This is a genomic window from Paenibacillus odorifer (genome assembly GCF_000758725.1).
Classification (GTDB): Bacteria; Bacillota; Bacilli; order Paenibacillales; family Paenibacillaceae; genus Paenibacillus_AQ; species Paenibacillus_AQ odorifer.
This window is the reverse complement of record NZ_CP009428.1, coordinates 2,349,579-2,369,657: the sequence shown is the minus strand read 5'-3', so window position 1 is coordinate 2,369,657 and position 20,079 is coordinate 2,349,579. Positions and strand designations below refer to the sequence as shown.

21 protein-coding genes are annotated in these 20,079 nt (G+C 45.6%); 8 read left to right on the top strand and 13 right to left on the bottom strand.

Annotated elements, in window-relative coordinates:
• Nucleotides 1-123 precede the first annotated feature (123 nt).
• A complete protein-coding gene (locus PODO_RS09995; protein WP_038569819.1) occupies nucleotides 124-1,497 on the top strand; it encodes an MATE family efflux transporter in 1,374 nt (457 codons plus the stop codon).
• A 71-nt stretch (nucleotides 1,498-1,568) separates the two neighbouring features.
• On the opposite strand, the gene pfkA is transcribed toward PODO_RS09995, so the two are convergent.
• Both pfkA and PODO_RS09985 read right to left on the bottom strand, forming a co-directional pair.
• Nucleotides 1,569-2,540, bottom strand: a complete 972-nt coding sequence (pfkA, locus tag PODO_RS09990) for a 6-phosphofructokinase (RefSeq protein ID WP_036689277.1) — start codon at nucleotides 2,538-2,540, stop codon at nucleotides 1,569-1,571.
• 66 nt (nucleotides 2,541-2,606) lie between these two features.
• The gene (locus PODO_RS09985) at nucleotides 2,607-3,689 is read right to left on the bottom strand and encodes a tetraprenyl-beta-curcumene synthase family protein (RefSeq protein ID WP_036689648.1); all 1,083 of its coding nucleotides are present in this window, start codon (nucleotides 3,687-3,689) and stop codon (nucleotides 2,607-2,609) included.
• Nucleotides 3,690-3,882: 193 nt separating this feature from the next.
• Between PODO_RS09985 and PODO_RS09980 the strand changes: the two genes are divergently transcribed.
• On the top strand, nucleotides 3,883-5,133 hold the full coding sequence (locus PODO_RS09980) for an MFS transporter (RefSeq protein WP_036689275.1): 1,251 nt from the start codon (nucleotides 3,883-3,885) through the stop codon (nucleotides 5,131-5,133).
• A gap of 214 nt (nucleotides 5,134-5,347) precedes the next feature.
• On the opposite strand, the gene PODO_RS09975 is transcribed toward PODO_RS09980, so the two are convergent.
• On the bottom strand, nucleotides 5,348-5,545 hold the full coding sequence (locus PODO_RS09975) for a cold shock domain-containing protein (RefSeq protein ID WP_036689272.1): 198 nt from the start codon (nucleotides 5,543-5,545) through the stop codon (nucleotides 5,348-5,350).
• A 173-nt stretch (nucleotides 5,546-5,718) separates the two neighbouring features.
• Here PODO_RS09975 and PODO_RS09970 point away from each other — a divergent pair, with 173 nt between their 5' ends.
• The 6 genes from PODO_RS09970 to PODO_RS09945 all read left to right on the top strand — a co-directional run bounded on the left by PODO_RS09970 (nucleotide 5,719) and on the right by PODO_RS09945 (nucleotide 10,389).
• On the top strand, nucleotides 5,719-5,952 hold the full coding sequence (locus PODO_RS09970; RefSeq protein WP_036689271.1) for a hypothetical protein: 234 nt from the start codon (nucleotides 5,719-5,721) through the stop codon (nucleotides 5,950-5,952).
• A 6-nt stretch (nucleotides 5,953-5,958) separates the two neighbouring features.
• Nucleotides 5,959-6,129 carry a hypothetical protein gene (locus PODO_RS31465; protein WP_036689267.1) on the top strand — a complete coding sequence of 57 codons (171 nt, stop codon included), beginning with the start codon at nucleotides 5,959-5,961 and terminating at the stop codon, nucleotides 6,127-6,129.
• Between the two features lie 212 nt (nucleotides 6,130-6,341).
• Nucleotides 6,342-8,132, top strand: a complete 1,791-nt coding sequence (gene pepF / locus PODO_RS09960) for an oligoendopeptidase F (protein ID WP_036689265.1) — start codon at nucleotides 6,342-6,344, stop codon at nucleotides 8,130-8,132.
• Between the two features lie 88 nt (nucleotides 8,133-8,220).
• Nucleotides 8,221-8,532, top strand: a complete 312-nt coding sequence (locus tag PODO_RS09955) for a LapA family protein (protein WP_042126298.1) — start codon at nucleotides 8,221-8,223, stop codon at nucleotides 8,530-8,532.
• Between the two features lie 2 nt (nucleotides 8,533-8,534).
• Nucleotides 8,535-9,575: a M42 family metallopeptidase gene (locus PODO_RS09950; RefSeq protein WP_036689645.1), complete on the top strand. Its 1,041-nt coding sequence runs from the start codon at nucleotides 8,535-8,537 to the stop codon at nucleotides 9,573-9,575.
• The gene (locus PODO_RS09945; RefSeq protein WP_052096933.1) at nucleotides 9,559-10,389 is read left to right on the top strand and encodes a hypothetical protein; all 831 of its coding nucleotides are present in this window, start codon (nucleotides 9,559-9,561) and stop codon (nucleotides 10,387-10,389) included. The genes PODO_RS09950 and PODO_RS09945 overlap by 17 nt, the downstream gene beginning before the upstream one ends.
• Before the next feature lie 349 nt (nucleotides 10,390-10,738).
• Here PODO_RS09945 and PODO_RS09940 read toward each other — a convergent pair whose 3' ends face one another.
• From PODO_RS09940 to hemH, 10 genes are all read right to left on the bottom strand, one after another.
• Complete coding sequence (locus PODO_RS09940) at nucleotides 10,739-11,086, bottom strand: tetratricopeptide repeat protein (protein WP_342342258.1); 348 nt, start codon at nucleotides 11,084-11,086, stop codon at nucleotides 10,739-10,741.
• Nucleotides 11,032-11,229 (bottom strand): hypothetical protein, encoded by a 198-nt coding sequence (locus PODO_RS32200; RefSeq protein ID WP_342342241.1) that lies wholly within the window; start codon nucleotides 11,227-11,229, stop codon nucleotides 11,032-11,034. Before PODO_RS32200 ends, PODO_RS09940 begins: the two co-directional genes overlap by 55 nt.
• Nucleotides 11,230-11,271: 42 nt before the next feature.
• A complete protein-coding gene (locus PODO_RS09935) occupies nucleotides 11,272-13,209 on the bottom strand; it encodes an ABC-F family ATP-binding cassette domain-containing protein (protein WP_038569816.1) in 1,938 nt (645 codons plus the stop codon).
• Between the two features lie 86 nt (nucleotides 13,210-13,295).
• The gene (locus PODO_RS09930) at nucleotides 13,296-13,865 is read right to left on the bottom strand and encodes a TetR/AcrR family transcriptional regulator (protein ID WP_038569814.1); all 570 of its coding nucleotides are present in this window, start codon (nucleotides 13,863-13,865) and stop codon (nucleotides 13,296-13,298) included.
• 33 nt (nucleotides 13,866-13,898) lie between these two features.
• Nucleotides 13,899-14,702 carry a DUF92 domain-containing protein gene (locus PODO_RS09925; RefSeq protein ID WP_038569812.1) on the bottom strand — a complete coding sequence of 268 codons (804 nt, stop codon included), beginning with the start codon at nucleotides 14,700-14,702 and terminating at the stop codon, nucleotides 13,899-13,901.
• Between the two features lie 22 nt (nucleotides 14,703-14,724).
• Nucleotides 14,725-15,348: a fumarylacetoacetate hydrolase family protein gene (locus PODO_RS09920; RefSeq protein WP_036689251.1), complete on the bottom strand. Its 624-nt coding sequence runs from the start codon at nucleotides 15,346-15,348 to the stop codon at nucleotides 14,725-14,727.
• A 36-nt stretch (nucleotides 15,349-15,384) separates the two neighbouring features.
• A complete protein-coding gene (locus PODO_RS09915; protein ID WP_038569810.1) occupies nucleotides 15,385-16,116 on the bottom strand; it encodes a glycerophosphodiester phosphodiesterase in 732 nt (243 codons plus the stop codon).
• Nucleotides 16,117-16,137: 21 nt separating this feature from the next.
• Complete coding sequence (locus PODO_RS09910) at nucleotides 16,138-17,535, bottom strand: CapA family protein (RefSeq protein WP_038569809.1); 1,398 nt, start codon at nucleotides 17,533-17,535, stop codon at nucleotides 16,138-16,140.
• A gap of 162 nt (nucleotides 17,536-17,697) precedes the next feature.
• The gene (gene hemG, locus PODO_RS09905; protein WP_038569806.1) at nucleotides 17,698-19,122 is read right to left on the bottom strand and encodes a protoporphyrinogen oxidase; all 1,425 of its coding nucleotides are present in this window, start codon (nucleotides 19,120-19,122) and stop codon (nucleotides 17,698-17,700) included.
• Nucleotides 19,119-20,075 (bottom strand): ferrochelatase, encoded by a 957-nt coding sequence (gene hemH / locus PODO_RS09900; protein ID WP_076098411.1) that lies wholly within the window; start codon nucleotides 20,073-20,075, stop codon nucleotides 19,119-19,121. Before hemH ends, hemG begins: the two co-directional genes overlap by 4 nt.
• Nucleotides 20,076-20,079: the final 4 nt, after the last annotated feature.

Sequence of the window (20,079 nt, the reverse complement as noted above, 5' to 3'; positions counted from 1 at the left end):
TTATTTATAGCTGATCTGATATATGTATGCTAAAGACCCGGCGTCTGCCGGGTCTTTTAACGGAAACTTATTGAACTATTTAACCTATTCCTTGAAAAATCATAAAGAATGAGGCACAGAATTATGATACAGACCACCTCTTTAAAACAAAAGGCAGGACAATTTTTTCATATTTTATTCCCAATCCTTGTTACACAAATTGCTTTATCCGCGATCACCTTCTTTGATACTAATATGTCCGGTAAATTCGGAACCGTCGATCTGGCAGGAGTTGCGATAGGAACTAGTCTTTGGATTCCAATCCAAACCGGTCTCAGCGGTATTCTTATGGGGATCACACCTATTGTTTCACAGCTCATCGGGAGCAAAAAGGATAAGGATGTTGCCTTTCAAGTCACACAAGGTATTTGGCTGTCACTGATTGTTTCGATCATCGTCTTGCTGATTGGCAGCTTTGCCTTGTCACCTATTCTTAATTTTATGAACTTGGAGTCTGGTGTAAGAGATGTTGCTTTCCGCTTTCTCAGTGCTATTTCGTTCGGAATTATCCCCCTGTTTGGATATACGGTACTTCGTAGCTGTATAGACGCTTTAGGGCAAACACGCGTATCCATGTGTATTACACTAATAGCTTTGCCTGTAAATGTAGGTTTGAACTATTTGCTCATCTTCGGGAACTTCGGATTCCCTCGTCTCGGGGGCGTTGGTGCTGGGGTCGCTTCAGCTATTACCTATTGGGTTATATTTGCCGTTGCTCTACTGTTCATATATCGTTCTCAGGCCTTTGTAAATCTCAGATTATTCCGTAAGTTCTATTTTATATCGTTAAACAGCATTAAAGATTTGCTCAAAATCGGAGTACCCATCGGTTTCTCAATTTTTTTCGAAACAGCTGTCTTTTCCGCTGTAACCTTGTTAATGAGCCGATTTGATACCGTAACAATTGCCGCGCATCAGGCAGCAATCAATTTTGCAACAACACTTTATATGATTCCGCTCAGTATTTGCATCAGCCTTACCATCCTCGTCGGCTTCGAGACCGGGTCTGGCAGACAAAAGGATGCACGCCAATATGCCATAATGGGTATCGGACTGGCGGCAATCCTTTCACTGGCCACAGCTTTATTACTCTTGTTTGCCGGAAATCATGTAGCTGGTCTATATTCAGATGAACCCGATGTCATCTCGTTAATTCAGCATTTCCTGATCTATGCAATCTTTTTTCAAATCTCAGATGCGATTGCTACACCTACTCAAGGTGCGCTTCGCGGATATAAGGATGTTAACCCAGCCTTTATCATTTGTTTTATTGCCTATTGGGTAATTGGCTTACCTACAGGTTATGTACTTGCAACTTACACAGATCTAGGAGCATTCGGCTACTGGATTGGTCTTATTACCGGTCTTGCCATCGGTGCGACCCTGCTATTGTCTCGGCTTATCAAAGTTCAACGGCGTTATGCCGCACAATACGCACAGGAACAACTTCAGAGTTAACGATCCATATTACACAAAAAAGGAACAGTGCGAATCTCGCAGCTGTTCCTTTTTATATATAGGGTCGCTAATTATTGGGAAAGACGGGAAGCCAGCTCGTACAGCTCCAGGTCAAAGCCCTTTTTCGTATTTACTACGAGATCAATATCCGTAAGGGTTAATTCACCTTTGATGATACCACAAGCCTTGTCGGATTCACCTTCGATTAGCTTACGTACGGCAAAATCGCCAAGACGGCTAGCCAAATTCCGGTCTCCAGGAGTTGGTGTTCCACCACGTTGGATATGTCCGAGTACAGTAACACGTGCATCCAGAGAAGCATGACGGTCTTTCAGAGCTTGAGCCACATCTTCACCTTTGCCAACGCCTTCGGCAACAATTACGATACTGTGGCGTTTACCTCTGATAAAATTATCGCGCATCCGGTCAGCAACTTCATTCAAATCATATGGCATTTCCGGCACAAGAATTGTTTCTGCTCCGGAAGCCAGTCCAGCATGCAGCGCGATATCGCCACAGTGGCGTCCCATAACCTCTACAATCGAAGAACGTTCATGGGAGGACATAGTGTCACGCAACTTGTTAATAGCGTCTACAACAACGCCAACCGCTGTATCAAACCCGATAGTGTAGTCTGTGAAGGAGATATCGTTATCAATCGTACCTGGCAAAGCCATAGTCTTGATACCGAGTTTACTTAATTTGTTAGCTCCTTTATAGGAACCATCTCCACCGATAACTACTAGACCATCGATACCCAGTTCATTAAGGATATCCGCACCTTTTTGCTGTCCTTCCGGTTTCGTGAACTCCAGACATCTTGCAGACTGCAGAACAGTACCGCCACGTTGAATAATATCTCCTACACTGCGAAGATCCATTGGGAAGATATCGCGATTCAGCAGACCTTGATAACCACGTTGCACCCCAAATACCTCAATACCGAAATAAAGTGCGCTTCTTACAACCGCACGAACAGCGGCGTTCATTCCCTGTGAATCTCCACCACTAGTCAATACTGCGATTTTTTGAATTTTAGACATTCTGTTGTTCCTCCTTAAAATTGTGCGAAGCCTGATACTTCTTATAAAAATAACTTCGCGACATGGTTACAAAAAGCGTTTGCGTATCCAACGGCTGTTAGCGAAGAAGAACAGTCTTGTAAGCGGACTGCCTTTCATCAGGCTTTTAGATACAGAGCGAACTTCCCGCTGTTCGCTAACTTTCGGATCAGATAAATAAAGTGCCAGCAATCCCTCAATCACCATACGATGCATCGAAGACTCTGGAAGATTACGAACATCCTTACGGGCCCACTCAACCATTGCAGCGATCCGACTCAGCATGGTATCCGTGTCATCATAATAATTGCAGAAATTAAGATCACCGCCTGCTCGGTCCTCTTCCTGATCAATCAGATAATCCAGCATAATGTGCAGACCACATACATGCGGAAAATACGCGGCTCGAATCGAAGCCGCAGAAGCTTGGTTCAGCTTCGGATCACATGCGGATAGAAATAACATAAATACACCTAGCGTTGATCCCGTTGCAGCCGAAAATTCATTCCATTGCAGATGTGGTGCTCGACTGCCCTGTTCCTCCCACCACTCCTTCAGGGCTGTTTCCCTGAGTTCCGGGCGGATGTGCTTATACACTTGTAAATCTGTATAGAGCACAGCCAGTTCTCGAATCTCCGCTGCAGCAGCGGAATAACCTGGCAACAAAGAAATCATCTCTTGGCATTTGCGAACCAGCCTGTACAAATATCCGCCGTCATTCTGTTCACTTCGAAGCGCATAATAATTACCTGGCTCAGCATTTGGATCAATAGCATCCAGCATAGATTGATGCAGCAGCCTGAAATCTGCAGGATCAAGCGAAGTACTGCGATCACATAAGTTGTCCAGATAATCACTGATAGTTTGATAAGCAACAATTAGCGGAATCAGTATATGTTTCATCGATAAATTGCCGGCGGCATAAATACCACCGCCTATGCAATGAAACTCTTTAGTTTCAATGCTGGCAAGTGCTTGCTTCCGGAGCTCGGGATCGGGAATCCCGTTCGCATCTTGGCGCCAGAAATGGAGACATTCTCTCACTTCCGGCAGCACGTACTTATAGACCCTGTTCATAAGTCCCAGTGGACCACGCGGGCTAAGGTAACGGCCTTGCTCTAATTCACTCAATGACAGTGCCTCCACATTGTTGTCTCCTTATCCAAATCACCACTTATTATAATATGATCAGGCGTATTTGTACAAACAACAAAATCACTTTCGTAAAATCATGAAAGATTCAGAAATACAGCAGTTTTTAAAAACATCTCCCCATTGCTTTATGCTATACTAGGCATATTTCAATTTCGGAGGAGTGCAATCCATGTTTTCAAAACGGACCGGCAGCCTTTACAGCGATCAAAACTGGCTGCGTTCCTTTCTCTTTACCATATATGGTACCAGCGTCCTTGTAGTATCCTACTTTCCTTTATTCTACACACATTTAGGGTTTAGCAGTTCTCAGATAGGCTACTTGTATTCCCTCGGCCCCCTTATCTCCATCCTATCCAATCTATTCTGGAGTATGATAAGCGATAAGTTAGGCACCATTCGAAAGATCATGTTCATATTACTTGCGGGTCAATTAGTAACTGGTCTTCTATTAGCCAGAGCGACGGAATTTTCATCTGTCATGCTTATTTTGTCCTTCTTCTACTTCTTCTATTACCCAGTTTTTCCGCTTGCCGATACAATGGCTATCAAAGTTGCCGAAAGACACGGACGGAACTTCATTACCATTCGCGTTTTTGGCTCCTTAGGCTATTCTTTCTTTGCTCTAACCGTTGGCTATGCATTAAGAGCATTGGGCTCTACTTGGAGCTTGACCCTATGTATCATCATCATTATTGCTGCACTTTTAATTACCCTAGGACTTAAGGATGTTAAAAAACCTGCTGTTATAGAAACAACGAATCAAGATAAGGACACAGCTGAAGCTGATAATAGCAAAAATGGACTTAAAGATATATTGTTGCAAAAAGAGGTGCTGTGGTTCTTCGGCTGTGTGTTTGTACTCGCGTTAGGCCATAGAATGAACGAAGCCTTTCTGACGATCAGTCTAAAACAACTAGGCGCTGGTGAGGAAATCATTGGCTGGGCACTGCTCGCGTCAGCTCTTAGTGAGATCCCTGTATTATTTATCCTCAGCAGATACGGCGACAAATTCAAAGAATTGCCCTTGCTGGCCTTGGGGAGTCTGATGTATGCTCTGCGTTTTCTTTTGATGTCCCTAGCGGATCATCCGGGCTCAATGATTGCCATTCAAGCCATGCACAGTATATCATTTGGTGTTTTTTATGTAACATCTGTCCGTTATATCACCCGGATTATTCCGGATCGCCTTCGGGCAACAGGTCTTGCCATTTTCACCGTCGTTTGGTCAAGTGCGTCTGGGCTGCTTAGCGGTACCTTTGGCGGCATTATTTATCAAGAGGCGGGGCGTTATATTTTTTATATAGTGGCTACGGGTTTCAGCTTACTCGCTTTTGCAGGGTTTCTGGGACAGCATTTATTGAAATCCAACCTGGATCCGATCAATTATTTCAGAAAAAAGAACAAAAAAGCCTCCCTATAATTAGGGTTGGTATTATTTCATAATACAAAAAGGTCGTTGCACTCCCCTTCACTGGAGTGTAACGACCTTTTTCATTTTGGATAACTTCTATAGTGGGCGTAAAAAAACACAGTTCCCGAAAGAACTGTGTTCTGTAAGTTGGTAACCACTCTTGCAAGGGCTTGCCAAGTAAATTATATATTTGTAGCAGACAGCTTAACTGTCCTGCTGTTTCTTATAATTTTACTACGTTTTCAGCTTGCGGTCCACGACTACCATCAGTGATGTCGAATTCTACTTCTTGACCTTCGTCCAAAGTCTTGAATCCTTCACCTTGAATTGCTGAGAAGTGTACGAATACATCTTCGCCGCCTTCTACTTGAAGAAAACCATAACCTTTTTCTGCGTTAAACCATTTTACTGTACCTTTCAATTGAACAACCTCCTAAAAATAACCGCCATATATGGCGTATAACTATAGTATACTGCAATCTTCTGTTCAAATCAATCAAACCCAACCCTTAATATATGATTTAATTTGCTTTTCCCTTCTCCAGTGCGTTATCATTGAGCCAAAAGCCAAAAATCGCCAGGGTGGTAATGATAATGATCAAAAAACATGAAATATACAAAACAGACAAATGGAATATGATGACGGTAGAAGTTCAAGGCCGCTACATTGTACTCCGCGAAATTTCCGATCAATGGGGAGAAGAAACACATACCTTCCTGAGTCGTCCAGCGATGATGCAATGGGTGAATAACCGCTTCAACAAAGAATCTTATAAAGACAATGAAGAAGAGTACAAAAACATCATTGCAGCTTTCAAACAGGTATAACAGGAAATGAATAACGAAAATCTCACGATTTATGTTGTCCTAGTCCTCTGTCTAGGCGCAGTATTAATTATGACCAAGGATCGTGTCCCGCCGAAATTAAAGCGGGGCATGGCCATGGCTGCGGTCGTAATGATTCTGTTTGCTTTCATCTTTGTTATTTATAGCTTGTTGGCATAACTACCATATAAAGAAGACTAAATATTAATAATCAGGACTTAGCAGGACATAATAAGCTGACTCTACTTTTCAAAGAGGAGGACGTCATGCCTATTACACTCAAGTCCATCCCTCTTCTACTTGTGCTCAGCTTGCTACCGGGTGAAATATCATCCACAGTATTGCCGAGGGAGATTATGCCTACTACATCTCATCATTCTAGGAGGGTTTCTATGGAACAATTATTGAAGAGAAGTGAAGTACCTGCTGAGAATCGTTGGAAGCTTGAAGATATATTTGCCTCTCAGAAGGATTGGGATGCAGAATATGCTGAAGCTAAATCACTGATCAAAAAAGCTGCTGATTTCCAAGGTAAACTTGATTCCGCAGAAGCTGTGAAACAATGTTTTGAGCTGGATGACAAGCTGTCCGTCTCCACTGAGCGACTCTTTGTCTATGCTCATATGCGTCAGGATGAAGACACTGCTAATCCTGAATATCAAGCTTTGTCCTCCAAAGCGAAGAAGCTTGGGATCGAAGCAGGCGAAGCCTTTTCTTTTGTAACCCCAGAAATCTTGGCACTGCCTATTGAGAAGCTGGATCAATTTATTGCTGATCCTGAACTGTCCGCTTACACCTTCACTTTAAAAGAGATGAAACGTGAGAAAGCGCATGTATTGTCCAAGGCTGAGGAAGCTCTGCTTGCCCAAGTTGGAAACCTAGCACAAGCGCCTCAGAACATTTTTAGTATGCTGAACAACGCAGATCTGAAATTCCCTAAGATTAAAGATGAAGATGGCAAAGAGGTCGAGCTGACTCACGGCAACTATATCAAGTTCTTGGAAAGCTCCGATCGCGAGGTTCGCCGAAATGCTTTTAAAGCAGTCTATGACACCTATCGTAAGCAAAAAAACACCATCGCAGCAACGCTTAGCGCCAATGTGAACAAAAACGTCTTTTTCTCACACGTCCGCAAGTATCCATCTGTAATGGAAATGTCTCTTTACGGTGATAACATTCCAAAAGAGGTATATACCAACCTGATCGATACGATTCATGAGAGTCTTCCTTTAATGCACCGTTACATGAAGTTGCGTCAAAAGCTGCTTGGTGTGGATGAGTTACATATGTATGACCTATTTGCACCACTAGTAGATGAATATAAGCTAGATATCACGTACGAAGAAGCGAAGAAAATTACCAAAGAAGGCCTCAAACCGCTGGGTGAAGATTATCTGAATGTGCTGCAAAAAGGCTACGACAATGGCTGGATTGATGTCTATGAGAACGAGAATAAACGCTCTGGAGCTTACAGCTGGGGCCCTTATGGCACACACCCATACGTCCTGCTGAACCATAACGATAATCTGAACAGTATGTTTACTCTGGCACATGAGATGGGTCATGCTCTACACTCTTATTTTTCAGACAACGCTCTGAACTATCGGGATGCACAGTATACCATTTTCCTTGCAGAGGTTGCCTCGACTACCAATGAAGCTTTGCTTATGGATTATCTACTCAAAAAGTCTACAGATCCTAAGGAAAAAATGTATCTGCTCACCTACTATGCCGATCAGTTCCGGACAACGATTTTCCGGCAAACGATGTTCGCAGAATTCGAAAAGATCATTCATCAGCGTGTTGAAGAGGGCGATTCGCTTACCCCACAAGATCTTTCGAGTATCTACTACGACCTGAATGTCAAATACTACGGCAAAGAAATGGTTGTAGATCAGGATATCGAGATGGAATGGGCACGAATTCCGCATTTCTATAACAGCTTCTATGTTTACAAATATGCAACAGGCTTCTCGGCAGCGACTAGCTTTGCCAAACAAATCCTTGAAGAAGGTAAACCGGCGGTAGATCGTTACCTCGGCTTCCTGAAGAGCGGTGGCAGTGATTACTCCATCAATATTTTGTCAAAAGCAGGCGTTGACATGTCGTCTCCTGAGCCGATTCGCGAAGCGATGAGTGTGTTCGAAAGTGTTATCGCGCAAATGGAACAGTTGACCAAATAAGGCAGAGAGCTTAGTATTACATTAATCCCTTGCCCTATCTGGGCAGGGGATTTTATATTGTTATATCCCCCTGAGGAGGAAGAATTCAATGAGAATTCAATGGTCACTAATTGCGGGTCTAATCTTCGCGCTGCTAACCGCCATATTCGCAGTCATCAACGTTGATCCCGTTCAAGTCAATTTCGGTTTTGATGTGGTTAATATACCACTTATACTCGTTATTCTTGGCTGCGCGTTAATTGGCGGAATCATCGTGGGCTCTTACGGCATTTTTCGTCAATACAAACTACAAAAGCAAATTAAAAGCTTAACTGCTGAGCTTACCAAGCTTCGTGATGCCGACACTTCACTGGATTCTTTTAACACAGACAATGATGGCTTAACAGGAGGGCTTAACTAATGATTACCATTCAACCTAATGAAGACTACATACTTTCCATCCTAAAAAAATTACTCGATACCCCCAGCCCAAGCGGTTTCACCGCACAGGTAATGACACTAGTTGCTGAAGAAGCAGCTGCGCTGAACATACCTTTAAGCTGGAATGAAAAAGGCGGCGTAATTCTTAACGTCCCGGGCCTAGATCCCTCTCGTACTATTGGCATCAGCGCTCACGTGGATACACTTGGTGCCATGGTCCGCTCGATTAAAGCTAATGGTACACTGCGTCTGACCTCTGTGGGTGGCTTCGCCATGCACAGCATTGAGAATGAATACTGCACGATCCATACCCGTAGCGGCAAAACTTATACAGGAACCATCTTAACCAGCCATCCATCTGTTCACGTATATCCAGACGCTCGTGACTTCAAACGATCAGAGGAGAACATGGAAGTACGTATTGATGAGCTGGTATCTTCTAAAGAAGACGTACTCAAGCTTGGCATTTCCGTCGGAGATTTCATTTCTTTCGATGCACGTGCAGTGATTACGCCTAGCGGCTACATTAAATCCCGTCATTTAGATGACAAGGCAAGCGTGGCTGCCCTTCTCGGATTGCTGGAAAGTATTAAACGTGAAGGCTGGAAACCTCTCCACAACCTTTCTTTCCTCATCTCTAACTACGAGGAAGTGGGACATGGTACAGCTTGGATTCCTGGTGAAATCAATGAAATGATTGCTGTCGATATGGGTGCCATGGGTGATGATCTCAGCTGTAAAGAAACCGATGTATCCATCTGTGCTAAAGACTCTTCCGGCCCTTACGATTATGTTATGACAGGTCGTTTGATTGAACTGGCAGAAGCACTAGCAATTCCTTATGCCGTTGATATTTATCCTATGTACGGCTCCGATGCTTCCGCAGCGCTCAGAGGCGGAAACAATATCCGTGCAGCATTGATTGGCCCAGGTGTACATGCCTCTCACTCCATGGAACGTACGCATAAGCAAGCTGTAGTGAACACTGCTAAGCTTCTCGCTGCTTATGTGGGGACAAACTGAGGGTAGCTCTGGCAAGCTGAACCAGCTCTGGAGGCGCAGACAGGGACTTATCGTCTCACTTCTGGTGTTATTGATAGTGGGGTTAGCGCTATCGTTGTTTCTGGTATTTAGAAATCATAAGGAAGATCCCTTTAAAGGTCTTCCTCACGCCTATAGCTTTTTGGAAACAGTGAGTACAGATAACGTGCAGCTCTATATGATGTCACTTTCACCTGAGGATATTAAGCTCAGGGCCGCGGGTGTCCCTTTACGGCAAGTTAATGCATATGGGATTAACGGTGGTTTTTTCTATCAAGATGCGCTTTTATCCATGGCTATCATGAATGATACTCCAGTCAACGGAGCCCAGAAGGGTTATGGGTCTGGCTGGTTCAATGCTAAATACGCACGTGGAACTCTTGTCTGGGATGGTGCCACCCGTAGCTTCTCCGTACAGGTTGTCTCTTCTGGAGAAGAATTGAAGATTACTGATCGCCAGCATTATTTTGCGCAAGGTGGCATTAGTATGAATCTGGGACACGAAGACTTATGGGAAGCGGCAGTAGCTGAAGAGCATCTTCCTTATGCTGATGAGAAACGCCTGCGTTCAGGCATGGTGTATGACAACACAGGAAAGCTCTGGCTGATTGTTACCCCAACGCTCTCAACAGCGGCAGATTTCCGCTCAGCGATCCTCCAGACAGTTCCTGCCAAGGGTCTGGAGGGTATCTTCTTGGACGGAGATGGCTCTTCCCAGATGAATGCGAAGGAAATCATTGTACCCGGCGATTCTCGGTCTGTAGTGCAAATGATTGCTGTGGACGGAACGAAATAAAAGAGTAGAAAAATAAAAGAGTAGAATTCTCCAATTACTGGAGGACCCTACTCTTTTTTTATTGGTGGTTCGCTTGTTCTTCAACAGACATTGCCGGAATTTCCGGTGGTCATCACTTTCGCCTGGTGCTTACGGACCCAGATGATGTTATTCGCCAATTTTCAGCCTATGGGGCACTGTTTCGGACCCCATTGACGTTATTAGCTTGAAAAGCTACGTATTAGGAGCTTTTTGTGCTAATAGTGACTGCGGAGTCCGTAAACATTCCAAATGTGCAATAATGCTGCGTTTAAGGTCAGTGGTGTCCGGATAGTACTTCGTAAGTATTAATGCAATCTAAAAGCTAGCATCAATCCCAGACTTGCTCCAGCTTATCTGAATAATAAGAAATGGCCTTACTGTAACTTCTTATCCCTTCATCCGCAGAGGTTTCTGCCAACAGCTTAAGCAGCAGCTCCATCGCTTGACTATGCTCTCCAAGATTGTGCAAGGTCATGGCTAGGAACGCCGGAAATTCCTTATTCTCCGGGTACTCCTGAACAGCCTGCATCAGAAGACCTTTTGACTTCTCGTATTCTCCGAGTGTCCGGTAGGTGCTGCCCAGTCCCAATAGAGCGCCAACTCTCTGCTCAGAGGGTAATCCTAACGCCAAGCTTTTCTCATAAAAGGGTACTGCCGCCCGCTCCAAACCCAGCACATCATGCGTCCAGGCCAATTGATATAGAAGTTCAGCGTCCCCAGCATTCTATTCTGCTCATATAGCTCAAACAACATCATTTTGGCTTCTTCCGCTTTACCAGCGTTGCGTAGGGCTACGGCAGCTTTAAGTTTATCTTCCACACAGAGCCCTCCCCTATTTTCATTAAAAGCCATCCAACGGGTTTAAGCCTTACCAGCGATTTTCTCCGCAAGCTCGTTCAGATAGGTCCAGCGTTCCATAAGACGCTCCAGCTCTGCTTCGGCTAGGCGTTGCTCCTCTACTAGCTCCTGCAGCCTTCCAGAGTCAGCAAAAGCCGCCTCCATCTGTACACTAATATCCGTCAAACGTTGCTCTGCAAGCTCAATTTGCTCATCAATGCCCTCATATTCACGCTGTTCCTTGAAGCTGAATTTGAGTTTTGTTTTGGGAGCCGTTGAAGATGCAGGGTTGCTGCCAGTGTCCGCGGCCTCTTTTCGCTTTGAGCTTCCATCTTCTTTGTTCGATTCTCCAATGCGTGACGGTACATTTTTGGCCAGCCATTCTTCATATTCCGTATAATCGCCAACGTGAATCCGGATATCGCCATTTTCAAAAGCAATCAGCTTATCTATCGTACGGTCCAAGAAATAACGGTCATGGGATACGGTAAAGACGACACCCGGAAATTCATCCAGATAATCTTCCAATACAGCCAATGTGCCGATATCCAAATCGTTCGTAGGTTCATCCAAAAGCAATACGTTAGGTGCTCCCATCAATACACGAAGCAGATACAAGCGTCTTTTTTCGCCCCCGGACAGCTTCGAGATCGGTGTCCATTGCATCGCAGGAGGGAACAAGAAGCGTTCCAGCATTTGACCCGCCGTAATCACACTGCCGTCTGCTGTCCGTATCACTTCTGCTTCTTCCTTCACGTATTCAATGGCACGCATACTGTCATCCATATCCTGATGCTCTTGTGTAAAGTAACCAAGCTTAACCGTAGCGCCAAGCTGAACTTCACCTTTATCGGGTTGCAGCTGACCTGCAATCATATTTAAGAGTGTTGATTTGCCGCTGCCGTTCGGGCCGACGATGCCCACTCTATCCTGGGGTACAGCGATATAGCTGAGATCTTTGATTAGCTGTCGACCATCCAACGCTTTCGACAGGTCATTAATTTCAATGATCTTGCGACCTAAACGTGTAGAAGCCACAGAAATATCCAATGAACCGTTCGAGCTGCTTCCTGTACTCTCTTTCAGCTTTTCGAAGCGGTCGATTCTTGCCTTCTGTTTTGTTGAACGGGCTTTGGCACCGCGACGAATCCAAGCCAGCTCTGTACGCAGCAGGTTCTTACGCTTCTGTTCGGCAGAGGCTTCTCGTTCTTCGCGATCGGCTTTAAGCTCTAGAAACCGTGAATAGTTAGCTTCATAACGATAAAGCTGGCCACCATCTAGCTCTAGCATGACACTAGCCACACGCTCCAGGAAGTAACGATCATGCGTCACCATCAAAAGAGCGCCGCGCCGTTTCTGCAAATATTGCTCCAGCCAAGCCACGGAATCCGTATCAATATGGTTGGTAGGCTCATCAAGAATCAGCAGTTCAGAGGGGGTAATCAGTGCAGCTGCCAGAGCTACACGTTTACGTTGTCCACCAGAAAGTGTGTCCATTAGCGCATCAAACTTTAAGATGCCTAGCTTGGTAAGCACACTTTTGGCTTCACTCTCCAAATGCCATGTTCCCGCAGCGTCGATCGCCTGCCCAATCTTTACTAGTTTTCCTTCCAGTTCAGCATTACCAGGCTGCTGTTCAAGTAGAGACATAGTCTCCATATACTCACGCATGGTAGCAAGGTCTGGATCATCCCCGGCGAACACTTGCTGCAAAACTGTATTCATAGGATCATAAGGAGGATTCTGCGCCAAATATTGTACTCTTACATTATTCCCGATGGCAATTTGCCCACCATCCGGAGTATCCAGACCGGCAATAATCCGTAAAAAGGTTGATTTACCCGTTCCATTCACACCGATCAAGCCAATTTTATCCCGATCGTCCATACCAAATGAAGCGTCGCTAAAGAGTACTTTCTCGCCATAACTCTTGGAAAGATGTTCCACGGTCATAATATTCATGCTATTTCCTCGCTTGCCTTATATTTTCATAAAACCGGCCGCATCTAACCAATGCTATTTATCCGGTCTATCATCCTATCCAAAATTCAGGTGATCATGGCCCCTCTAATAAAAAGACCAGCAGCGAAATCAGCGCGTTTATACGCGTCCTCCTCCGTAAATGACGGATCAAATAAAATATCCATCTTCAAACGATCCAGCATCCCTATGTAGGACTGTGCCATAAGCTCCGGCTCGGATGCTCCACCTTCTAATAATACCTTGACCACATCTTGCATGTATTGCTCCATAAATTGTGTCATATATGCCACTAATTCAGGATTATTGTTAGGGGCACGGAAAAAAAGCTTCGTATGCCGCTTGCGTTCATAATAATAATTCAGGTGATGTTTAGCAATGATCGACAGTTTACCGGCTAAAGTATCACTAGCCTTCAGCCTTTCCTGTAATTGCAGGAGAAATCCCTCACAATCGCGGCGCGTCACTGCCATGAATAAATCTTCCTTGCTCTTGAAGTATAAATAAACGGTGCCCTTTGCTATCCCGGCTTGCTCCGCCACTTCCGACATCTTCGTTTCGTAAAATCCACCTGAACCGAAGAGCTCGTATGCGGCATCCAGAATAGCAGTATGTTTTTGATTGAATGCGCTACTCATCGGTCCCTCCCGTTCAAAGCTTAAATTCAAATGCTAAATGATCATGCTCAGCAGTAAGGCAGCTGCACCGCCGAGGATAGAGCTGATGGCATTGACTGCATCATTGCTCATCCACTTCAAGCCTCTTGCGTGTACAGCTGGAGCCCCACAATGCTGTGAGCCTTCCACTTCGCGGCCGCATACGGTACAGCGGTTCATCTGCTGCACGGTTGCACCAAGGATAGAGTCGGCAAAGGCGCCGACTAGTCCTCCGGCAAGTCCTGCTAGGGTAAGCAGCACGAAAGAGTGATCCGGCATGCCGGATATCATTCGCAGCAGCCAAGCTGACGCACCGATGAGTGCGCCTCCTGCTGCTGCCGCCAGCGTACCCAAGCTGGATACACCTCCCGAAGCTCCGGCAGCAAGAACTTTACCCGTAAGGACAGAACGAGGCGGTTTCTTGCTCAGTGTTCCGATCTCCGTAGCCCATGTATCCGAGGTTACTGTAGCCATTACACCAATAAATAGGAACCCCCACAGCTCCTGCGGGAAGATCGCATTCAGGAGAACCAGAACCATGCCAAGTCCACCGTTAGCAAAGACCTGCCCGGCATCGCGGCGGCCCGTCTTAGCATACGTCAGCTCTAATTCTGCTTTATTATCATGATGAAGTTTGGACAGCAGGCTTGAAGTGATGAAGAAGATCAGCAATATCCCAAACCAAAAAGCATTTCCGGCACCAAAATAAATAGTGCCCATCACTACCGCGGCAATCATGCCAGAGAGACTTAAAGACTGCTTCCAATATGCCGCTCCCGCAACAATCAAAGCGCCTAAAGCGCCAATAACCCACTGCATAGATTCATCTCCAACAGATCTATTAACCGATCAGGCAAGTCCCCATCAGCTTGTCGCCCCAGTACAGCTCGAAAGCGTCTCCAGCTACAGTAGGACCCACGCCTGCCGGAGTACCTGTAAATATCACATCGTCTTTCCCTAACCCGTAGCGCTCGGCGATAAAATCAACAATTTTTTGAAGTGAAAAAATCATGTTTTTAACATTGCCGCGTTGTACTTCCACCCCATTTTTCACCACTGTAAAATCAGTTCCCTCCAGCTCTTCCTTATCTGGAAACGCTATGTAAGGGGTGAGTGGTGCGGCATTTTTAAAGCCTTTAGCTGGCGTCCATGGCAAACCTTTCTTCTGCAGATCATTATGCACATCACGCAGCGTGAAATCCAGTCCCAGTGCCATTACATCTACCAGATCCTCCACGCTCATGCCTGGTGTATAATCACGTGCAATACGCAGTACAAGTTCACCTTCATAATGAATCTGACCCGCATCCTTTGGCAGCTTAATTACTGCTTTATCGAGGGAAACAGCCGCATGTGAGGGCTTCATGAAAATGAGCGGCTCCACTGGCACATTGTTACCCAATTCCTCCGCGTGTAGCTTGTAGTTGCGTCCAACACAATAAAGATTATTAACAGCAGCGCACATAAACAGTCAGCTCTCTTTCCCATCGATTTGGATTATTTATACCTTCAGAAAGGTGTCGCCCCATATATCCGGGCGGTTTGTACAGATCATTATATCAGAATGCATGTCGGCTAAGCGACGCATCTCTTTCGCTTTGTTCACAGTCCAAGCCATAATTTCCACCCCTCGCTCGGACAAAAGCTTGGCCAGTCTAGGATTCAGACGCGAGAAGCTAATCGAAAGTAAAGAGCAATCCAGTTCATGCAGCCTGCGTGCAGGATTGCCAAATCTGGAATCAAAGATCAATCCGGTGCGAAAACGGGAATCAATTTCCTTGACTTTTTTTAATGCTCCAGTATCAAAAGAGGTCAAGATCACGTCGTCCCGCATACCTTTTGCAGAAATAAGATCCGTCACCGTCTTCTCAATGCCAGGATACATATCTCCCACTGTTTTCAGTTCAATATTCAGACGCAATCTTCCGGAGGCTAGTGACAGCACCTCTTCCAAAGAAGGCACCCGCTCGCCCTGAAAAGAACGCCCTTTCCAGCTCCCCGCATCCAGACGCCGGATATATTCCCAGTCCATGTTCTTCACCTTGCCATGACCATTGGTCGTCCGGTCCAACGTATAATCATGAATGACAACAGGAACGCCGTCTTTGGAGAGCTGGACATCAATTTCCATCCAGTGCACATAGGGCATGGCAATCGCCATCCGAATGGCTGCCAATGTATTCTCTGGAGCTTTACCGGAAAACCCTCGATGGGCTACACACAAATTGTTCATCATAAGGACCTCCCAGGAACCCTATTTGGTAACTTGAGTGACTTTACCGTCGCTGCCGATCTTTACCCGTCCTGCGGATAGAGCTTCTACTCTTTTTAACAAAAGTTGTCCATCCACTTCGTTCATCGGTACAGGCTGTGCTAGCTCGGCTTTCATAGGCTTCAGCTTTAGGGAACATTGACCTTTTACACTACATTCCGCCTGAAAAACCGCAGTTTCCCAAGTGGCAGGCACTGTAGATCTCGTAAAAATAAAATTCCCGGTGCTGTAGGCAATCCATTTGCCCTTATATGGCTCCACGCCTTGTAGCACGTGTGGATGGCCGCCAATGACAAGATCGGCTCCTGCATCGATAAAGCTATGGCCCAGCGACTGTTGCGTTTTATCATATTGTTCTACCCGTTCTTTACCCCAATGGACAACTACGACCACCAAATCGGCTTTCTTTTTGGCTGCAGCAATAGCCTTCAGTCCTTCTGCACTATCGTATACGGAGGCAAGTCCCGGCTTATTTTTTCCTGCCATCCAATCCGACGCAGGAATCACCCGGGTGAATCCCAGCAAAGCGATCTTAATGCCCTTACGTTCAAAATATTGCGCCGAATATGCTTCTTTACTGTTAAGCCCCGCACCCACATAAGGAATTCCTCTTTCAGCAAGGTGGTTAAGGGTATCCCGCAAGCCTTGCTCTCCTTGATCAAGCGTGTGATTATTCGCCATATTTACTGCGTCCACACCAGCTGACTTAAGCGCATCCAGAGCGAGTGGTGATCCTTTGAATACAAATTGCTTATTAGTGGCACTTACGCCACCTGTGGTCACTGGAGTTTCCAGATTCAAGATCGTAAGATCATCTTTCTTGAACAGACCCTCCAATGCGGCATACGAATAATCATAACCTTTCTTCTCCAGCAGTTCTCCAGCTTTCCCGGAAAATATAACATCTCCACCAAAATTCAAAGTCACCGTCTTACCAGACGCGTTATCATCTGACGGCAGACCAGACACTGGATCATTATTTGCTGCTTCCGAGCTGTCCTCATCCTTCGCAGGGGTCGCTGTCGCTTCAGGAGCTTGTGTTTCAATGATCTCTTCGGGCTTCTCCTGCGGTGTAGGCGTTGGCTCTGGAGTTGCCGTAGGAGAAGGGCTTGGCATCTCTGTAGCTTCAGGCGTTGCAACTGCAACCACCGGAGGTGCTGTCTGAGGCTGATCACTACTCTCTGGTATAGGCGTAGCTGTCGCTTCTGCTACCGGAGGCGGTGAGGCGCTTTTCTTGCCAGGGTCATTCGTAAAGCTATAAGTCAATAACACGGTAATCATCAAAAGAAGACCTGCATTGATCCAAGCCCAGGCCGTTCTGCGCTTGCGTTTGCTCTTATGTTTGTTCTTTTGTCTAGAACGCGATCGCGGCGGATACATGGTTTCTGTGATCTCCTCTACTCTCAAATTGTTTTTATTATAGCATATCTATCACAGCACCCTACAAATAAGAGAGTCGATAGAAATAGAAAATTTTACTAACTAAAGAAAAACAGTGAAGCGCCTCATGCTTCGCTTCACTGTTTTATTTAGTCATCGTACTCACATTTCATTCATTAGCTGTTTAGCAACGCTTTCCGCAATAAGCTTGGACTGCTTGATGCAATCCGGCATTGCTATGCCATTAAATCCGGCGCCAATGACATACACACCCGGAAGCGAAGCTGCTAATTCTTTGCGGAATTCGGTAATATTATCAAGATGTCCTATAGGATACTGCGGCATGGAATGCTCTAAGCGGGTGATTTCCGTAAATATTGGATTCGCAGTAATGCCCATGATCTCTCGCAAATCTTTAAGTACAAGCTCCGTCAAAGCCTCATCAGGCAGCTGAACATTCTGTTCATCATCAGAACGACCCACATAACAGCGTAAAAGCACCTTATCATCAGGAGCCGTATGCGGCCATTTCGTAGATGTCCATGTGCAGGCAGTAATATTTCGCCCTTCTTTACGAGGCACAAAAAAACCCGATCCATCATATTCGTTAACAATATCCTTTTTGTTAAAAGCCATGACTAGATTCGCTACTGAAACATAATCCACCGCTTCCAGCGCTGTAACATCCATATGGGGACGAAGTAAGTCAGCAGCCGAAAAATTAGGCGCAGTGATATATACATCATCCGCAAGCAACCGTTCGCCATTCTCCAGCTCTACCTCATAGATTGAAGGACTCCCAGCAGCCTGAATAGAAACTACGTTAGACTCCGTCCGTTGTTCTACATCATGCAGCTCATAAATCAGACTATGCACGAGACTTTGCAGCCCTTTGCGGAACGTGAGGAAGGTACTCTGTGTAGTACCTTCCTGTGCCTTTTTATTCTTTCGCCCTGTGCGCATTCCACGAATAAGGCTCCCATACTGCTGCTCTAATTCTCCAAATTGCGGAAATGTAGCTTGCAGGCTAATCTTTTGTATATCTCCGCCGTACATGCCAGAGAGGAGTGGCTCAGTTAAATTCTCCAGCACTTCAGATCCTAGACGTCGCGCAATAAGCTCACCAAGCGATTCGTCCTCATCATTACGCCGCGGAGGAAGAATAAAATCCATCATCGCACGTATTTTGCCCCCAAACGAAACTAACCCACTTGATAAAAAAGGTTTCAGTTCGGTAGGGATACCGAGTACAAGACCGGTTGGCAGAGGATTAAGCTTGTCCCGCTGCAAGATATATCGCTTCTTAGCAAGAAGGTTGGAGGATACCAGCTCGTGATCCAATTCCAATTCCTTAGCCAGCTCGCACATCTCCGCCCTTTCCGCTAGAAATGAATCTGGTCCCTTTTCAATCACAAAACCATCGCGATGTAAGGTTTCAATCTTTCCACCGAGGTTTTTCTCTTTCTCAAGCAAGACTATATCAGGCTTAATACCCGCTTCTTTATAAAATTTACGAATATAAAAGGCGGCGCTGAGTCCACTCAGCCCTCCGCCTATGATAACAATTTTTCTTGTGGGGCCAATCATGATTGAGCGGCCTTCATCTGCTCCAGTCGTTTACGAATTACATCGCTCAATACAGACATATATGCGGGATCACTATTCAGTGAGTCGATCCGCATAAGACGCATATCAAGCTCCGAAGCTACGGCTGTTGCCTCTATGTCGAGATCGTACAGTACCTCTAAATGATCGGATACGAATCCGATAGGGGCCACCAATACGTATTCCACCTGTTCTTTACTAAGCTGTTGCAGCGTGTCCAGAATATCCGGACCGAGCCACGGTTCAGCTGTGCGACCAGCACTTTGCCAAGTAAACTGCCAGTTGGTTACGCCTGCCTGAGCTGCAATTGCTTGCGAAGTTTCCAGCAGTTGATCCCGATATGGATCACCCATAGCCAGAATACGTTCTGGAAGACTATGAGCGCTGAATAATACGCGAATCTCATCACGGGTCGCACCTGCTTCAATATATTGATCCAGCTTCGCCGACACTCTTTGGCTTAACACATCGATCAATTCAGGATGCATATGGTAACTCTCTACAAAACCCATGTCAATCTTGCATGCATCAGCCTTTTCCTGTGCACGCTTGATGTAGCTCCCCACACTCATACTGGAATAGTGTGGCGCCAAAACAATACCCACTGCTTGAGTAATGCCATCCTTCGCCATAGCCTCCACGCCGTCCTCAATAAAGGGACTGGCATGCTTCAAGCCTTGATAGCAGACAAATTCAACATCTGCTCCCGCTTTATCCGCATTTAATGCTGCTTGTAAAGCTTCTACTTGCCGGTCTGTATTCTCCCGCAGTGGGAATACCCCCCCGACGATTGCTTCATAACGGTCGGTTAACTCTTTAAGCTGCTCCGCTGTTGGCGGATTCCCCCGTCTAATATGCGTGTAATAAGCTTTAACATCTTCTAGGCTCTTAGGAGTGCCATACGACATGACGAGAACACCTATTTTTACTGTCACGGAT

Excerpts from the sequence above, each read along its gene's own strand:
- PODO_RS09995 (WP_038569819.1), top strand. The coding sequence starts at position 124 with ATGATACAGACCACCTCTTTAAAACAAAAGGCAGGACAATTTTTTCAT.
- pfkA (WP_036689277.1), bottom strand. The coding sequence starts at position 2,540 with ATGTCTAAAATTCAAAAAATCGCAGTATTGACTAGTGGTGGAGATTCA.
- PODO_RS09980 (WP_036689275.1), top strand. The coding sequence starts at position 3,883 with ATGTTTTCAAAACGGACCGGCAGCCTTTACAGCGATCAAAACTGGCTG.
- PODO_RS09970 (WP_036689271.1), top strand. The coding sequence starts at position 5,719 with ATGATCAAAAAACATGAAATATACAAAACAGACAAATGGAATATGATG.
- PODO_RS31465 (WP_036689267.1), top strand. The coding sequence starts at position 5,959 with ATGAATAACGAAAATCTCACGATTTATGTTGTCCTAGTCCTCTGTCTA.
- pepF (WP_036689265.1), top strand. The coding sequence starts at position 6,342 with ATGGAACAATTATTGAAGAGAAGTGAAGTACCTGCTGAGAATCGTTGG.
- PODO_RS09955 (WP_042126298.1), top strand. The coding sequence starts at position 8,221 with ATGAGAATTCAATGGTCACTAATTGCGGGTCTAATCTTCGCGCTGCTA.
- PODO_RS09945 (WP_052096933.1), top strand. The coding sequence starts at position 9,559 with ATGTGGGGACAAACTGAGGGTAGCTCTGGCAAGCTGAACCAGCTCTGG.
- PODO_RS09935 (WP_038569816.1), bottom strand. The coding sequence starts at position 13,209 with ATGAATATTATGACCGTGGAACATCTTTCCAAGAGTTATGGCGAGAAA.
- PODO_RS09930 (WP_038569814.1), bottom strand. The coding sequence starts at position 13,865 with ATGAGTAGCGCATTCAATCAAAAACATACTGCTATTCTGGATGCCGCA.
- PODO_RS09925 (WP_038569812.1), bottom strand. The coding sequence starts at position 14,702 with ATGCAGTGGGTTATTGGCGCTTTAGGCGCTTTGATTGTTGCGGGAGCG.
- PODO_RS09920 (WP_036689251.1), bottom strand. The coding sequence starts at position 15,348 with ATGTGCGCTGCTGTTAATAATCTTTATTGTGTTGGACGCAACTACAAG.
- PODO_RS09915 (WP_038569810.1), bottom strand. The coding sequence starts at position 16,116 with ATGAACAATTTGTGTGTAGCCCATCGAGGGTTTTCCGGTAAAGCTCCA.
- PODO_RS09910 (WP_038569809.1), bottom strand. The coding sequence starts at position 17,535 with ATGTATCCGCCGCGATCGCGTTCTAGACAAAAGAACAAACATAAGAGC.
- hemG (WP_038569806.1), bottom strand. The coding sequence starts at position 19,122 with ATGATTGGCCCCACAAGAAAAATTGTTATCATAGGCGGAGGGCTGAGT.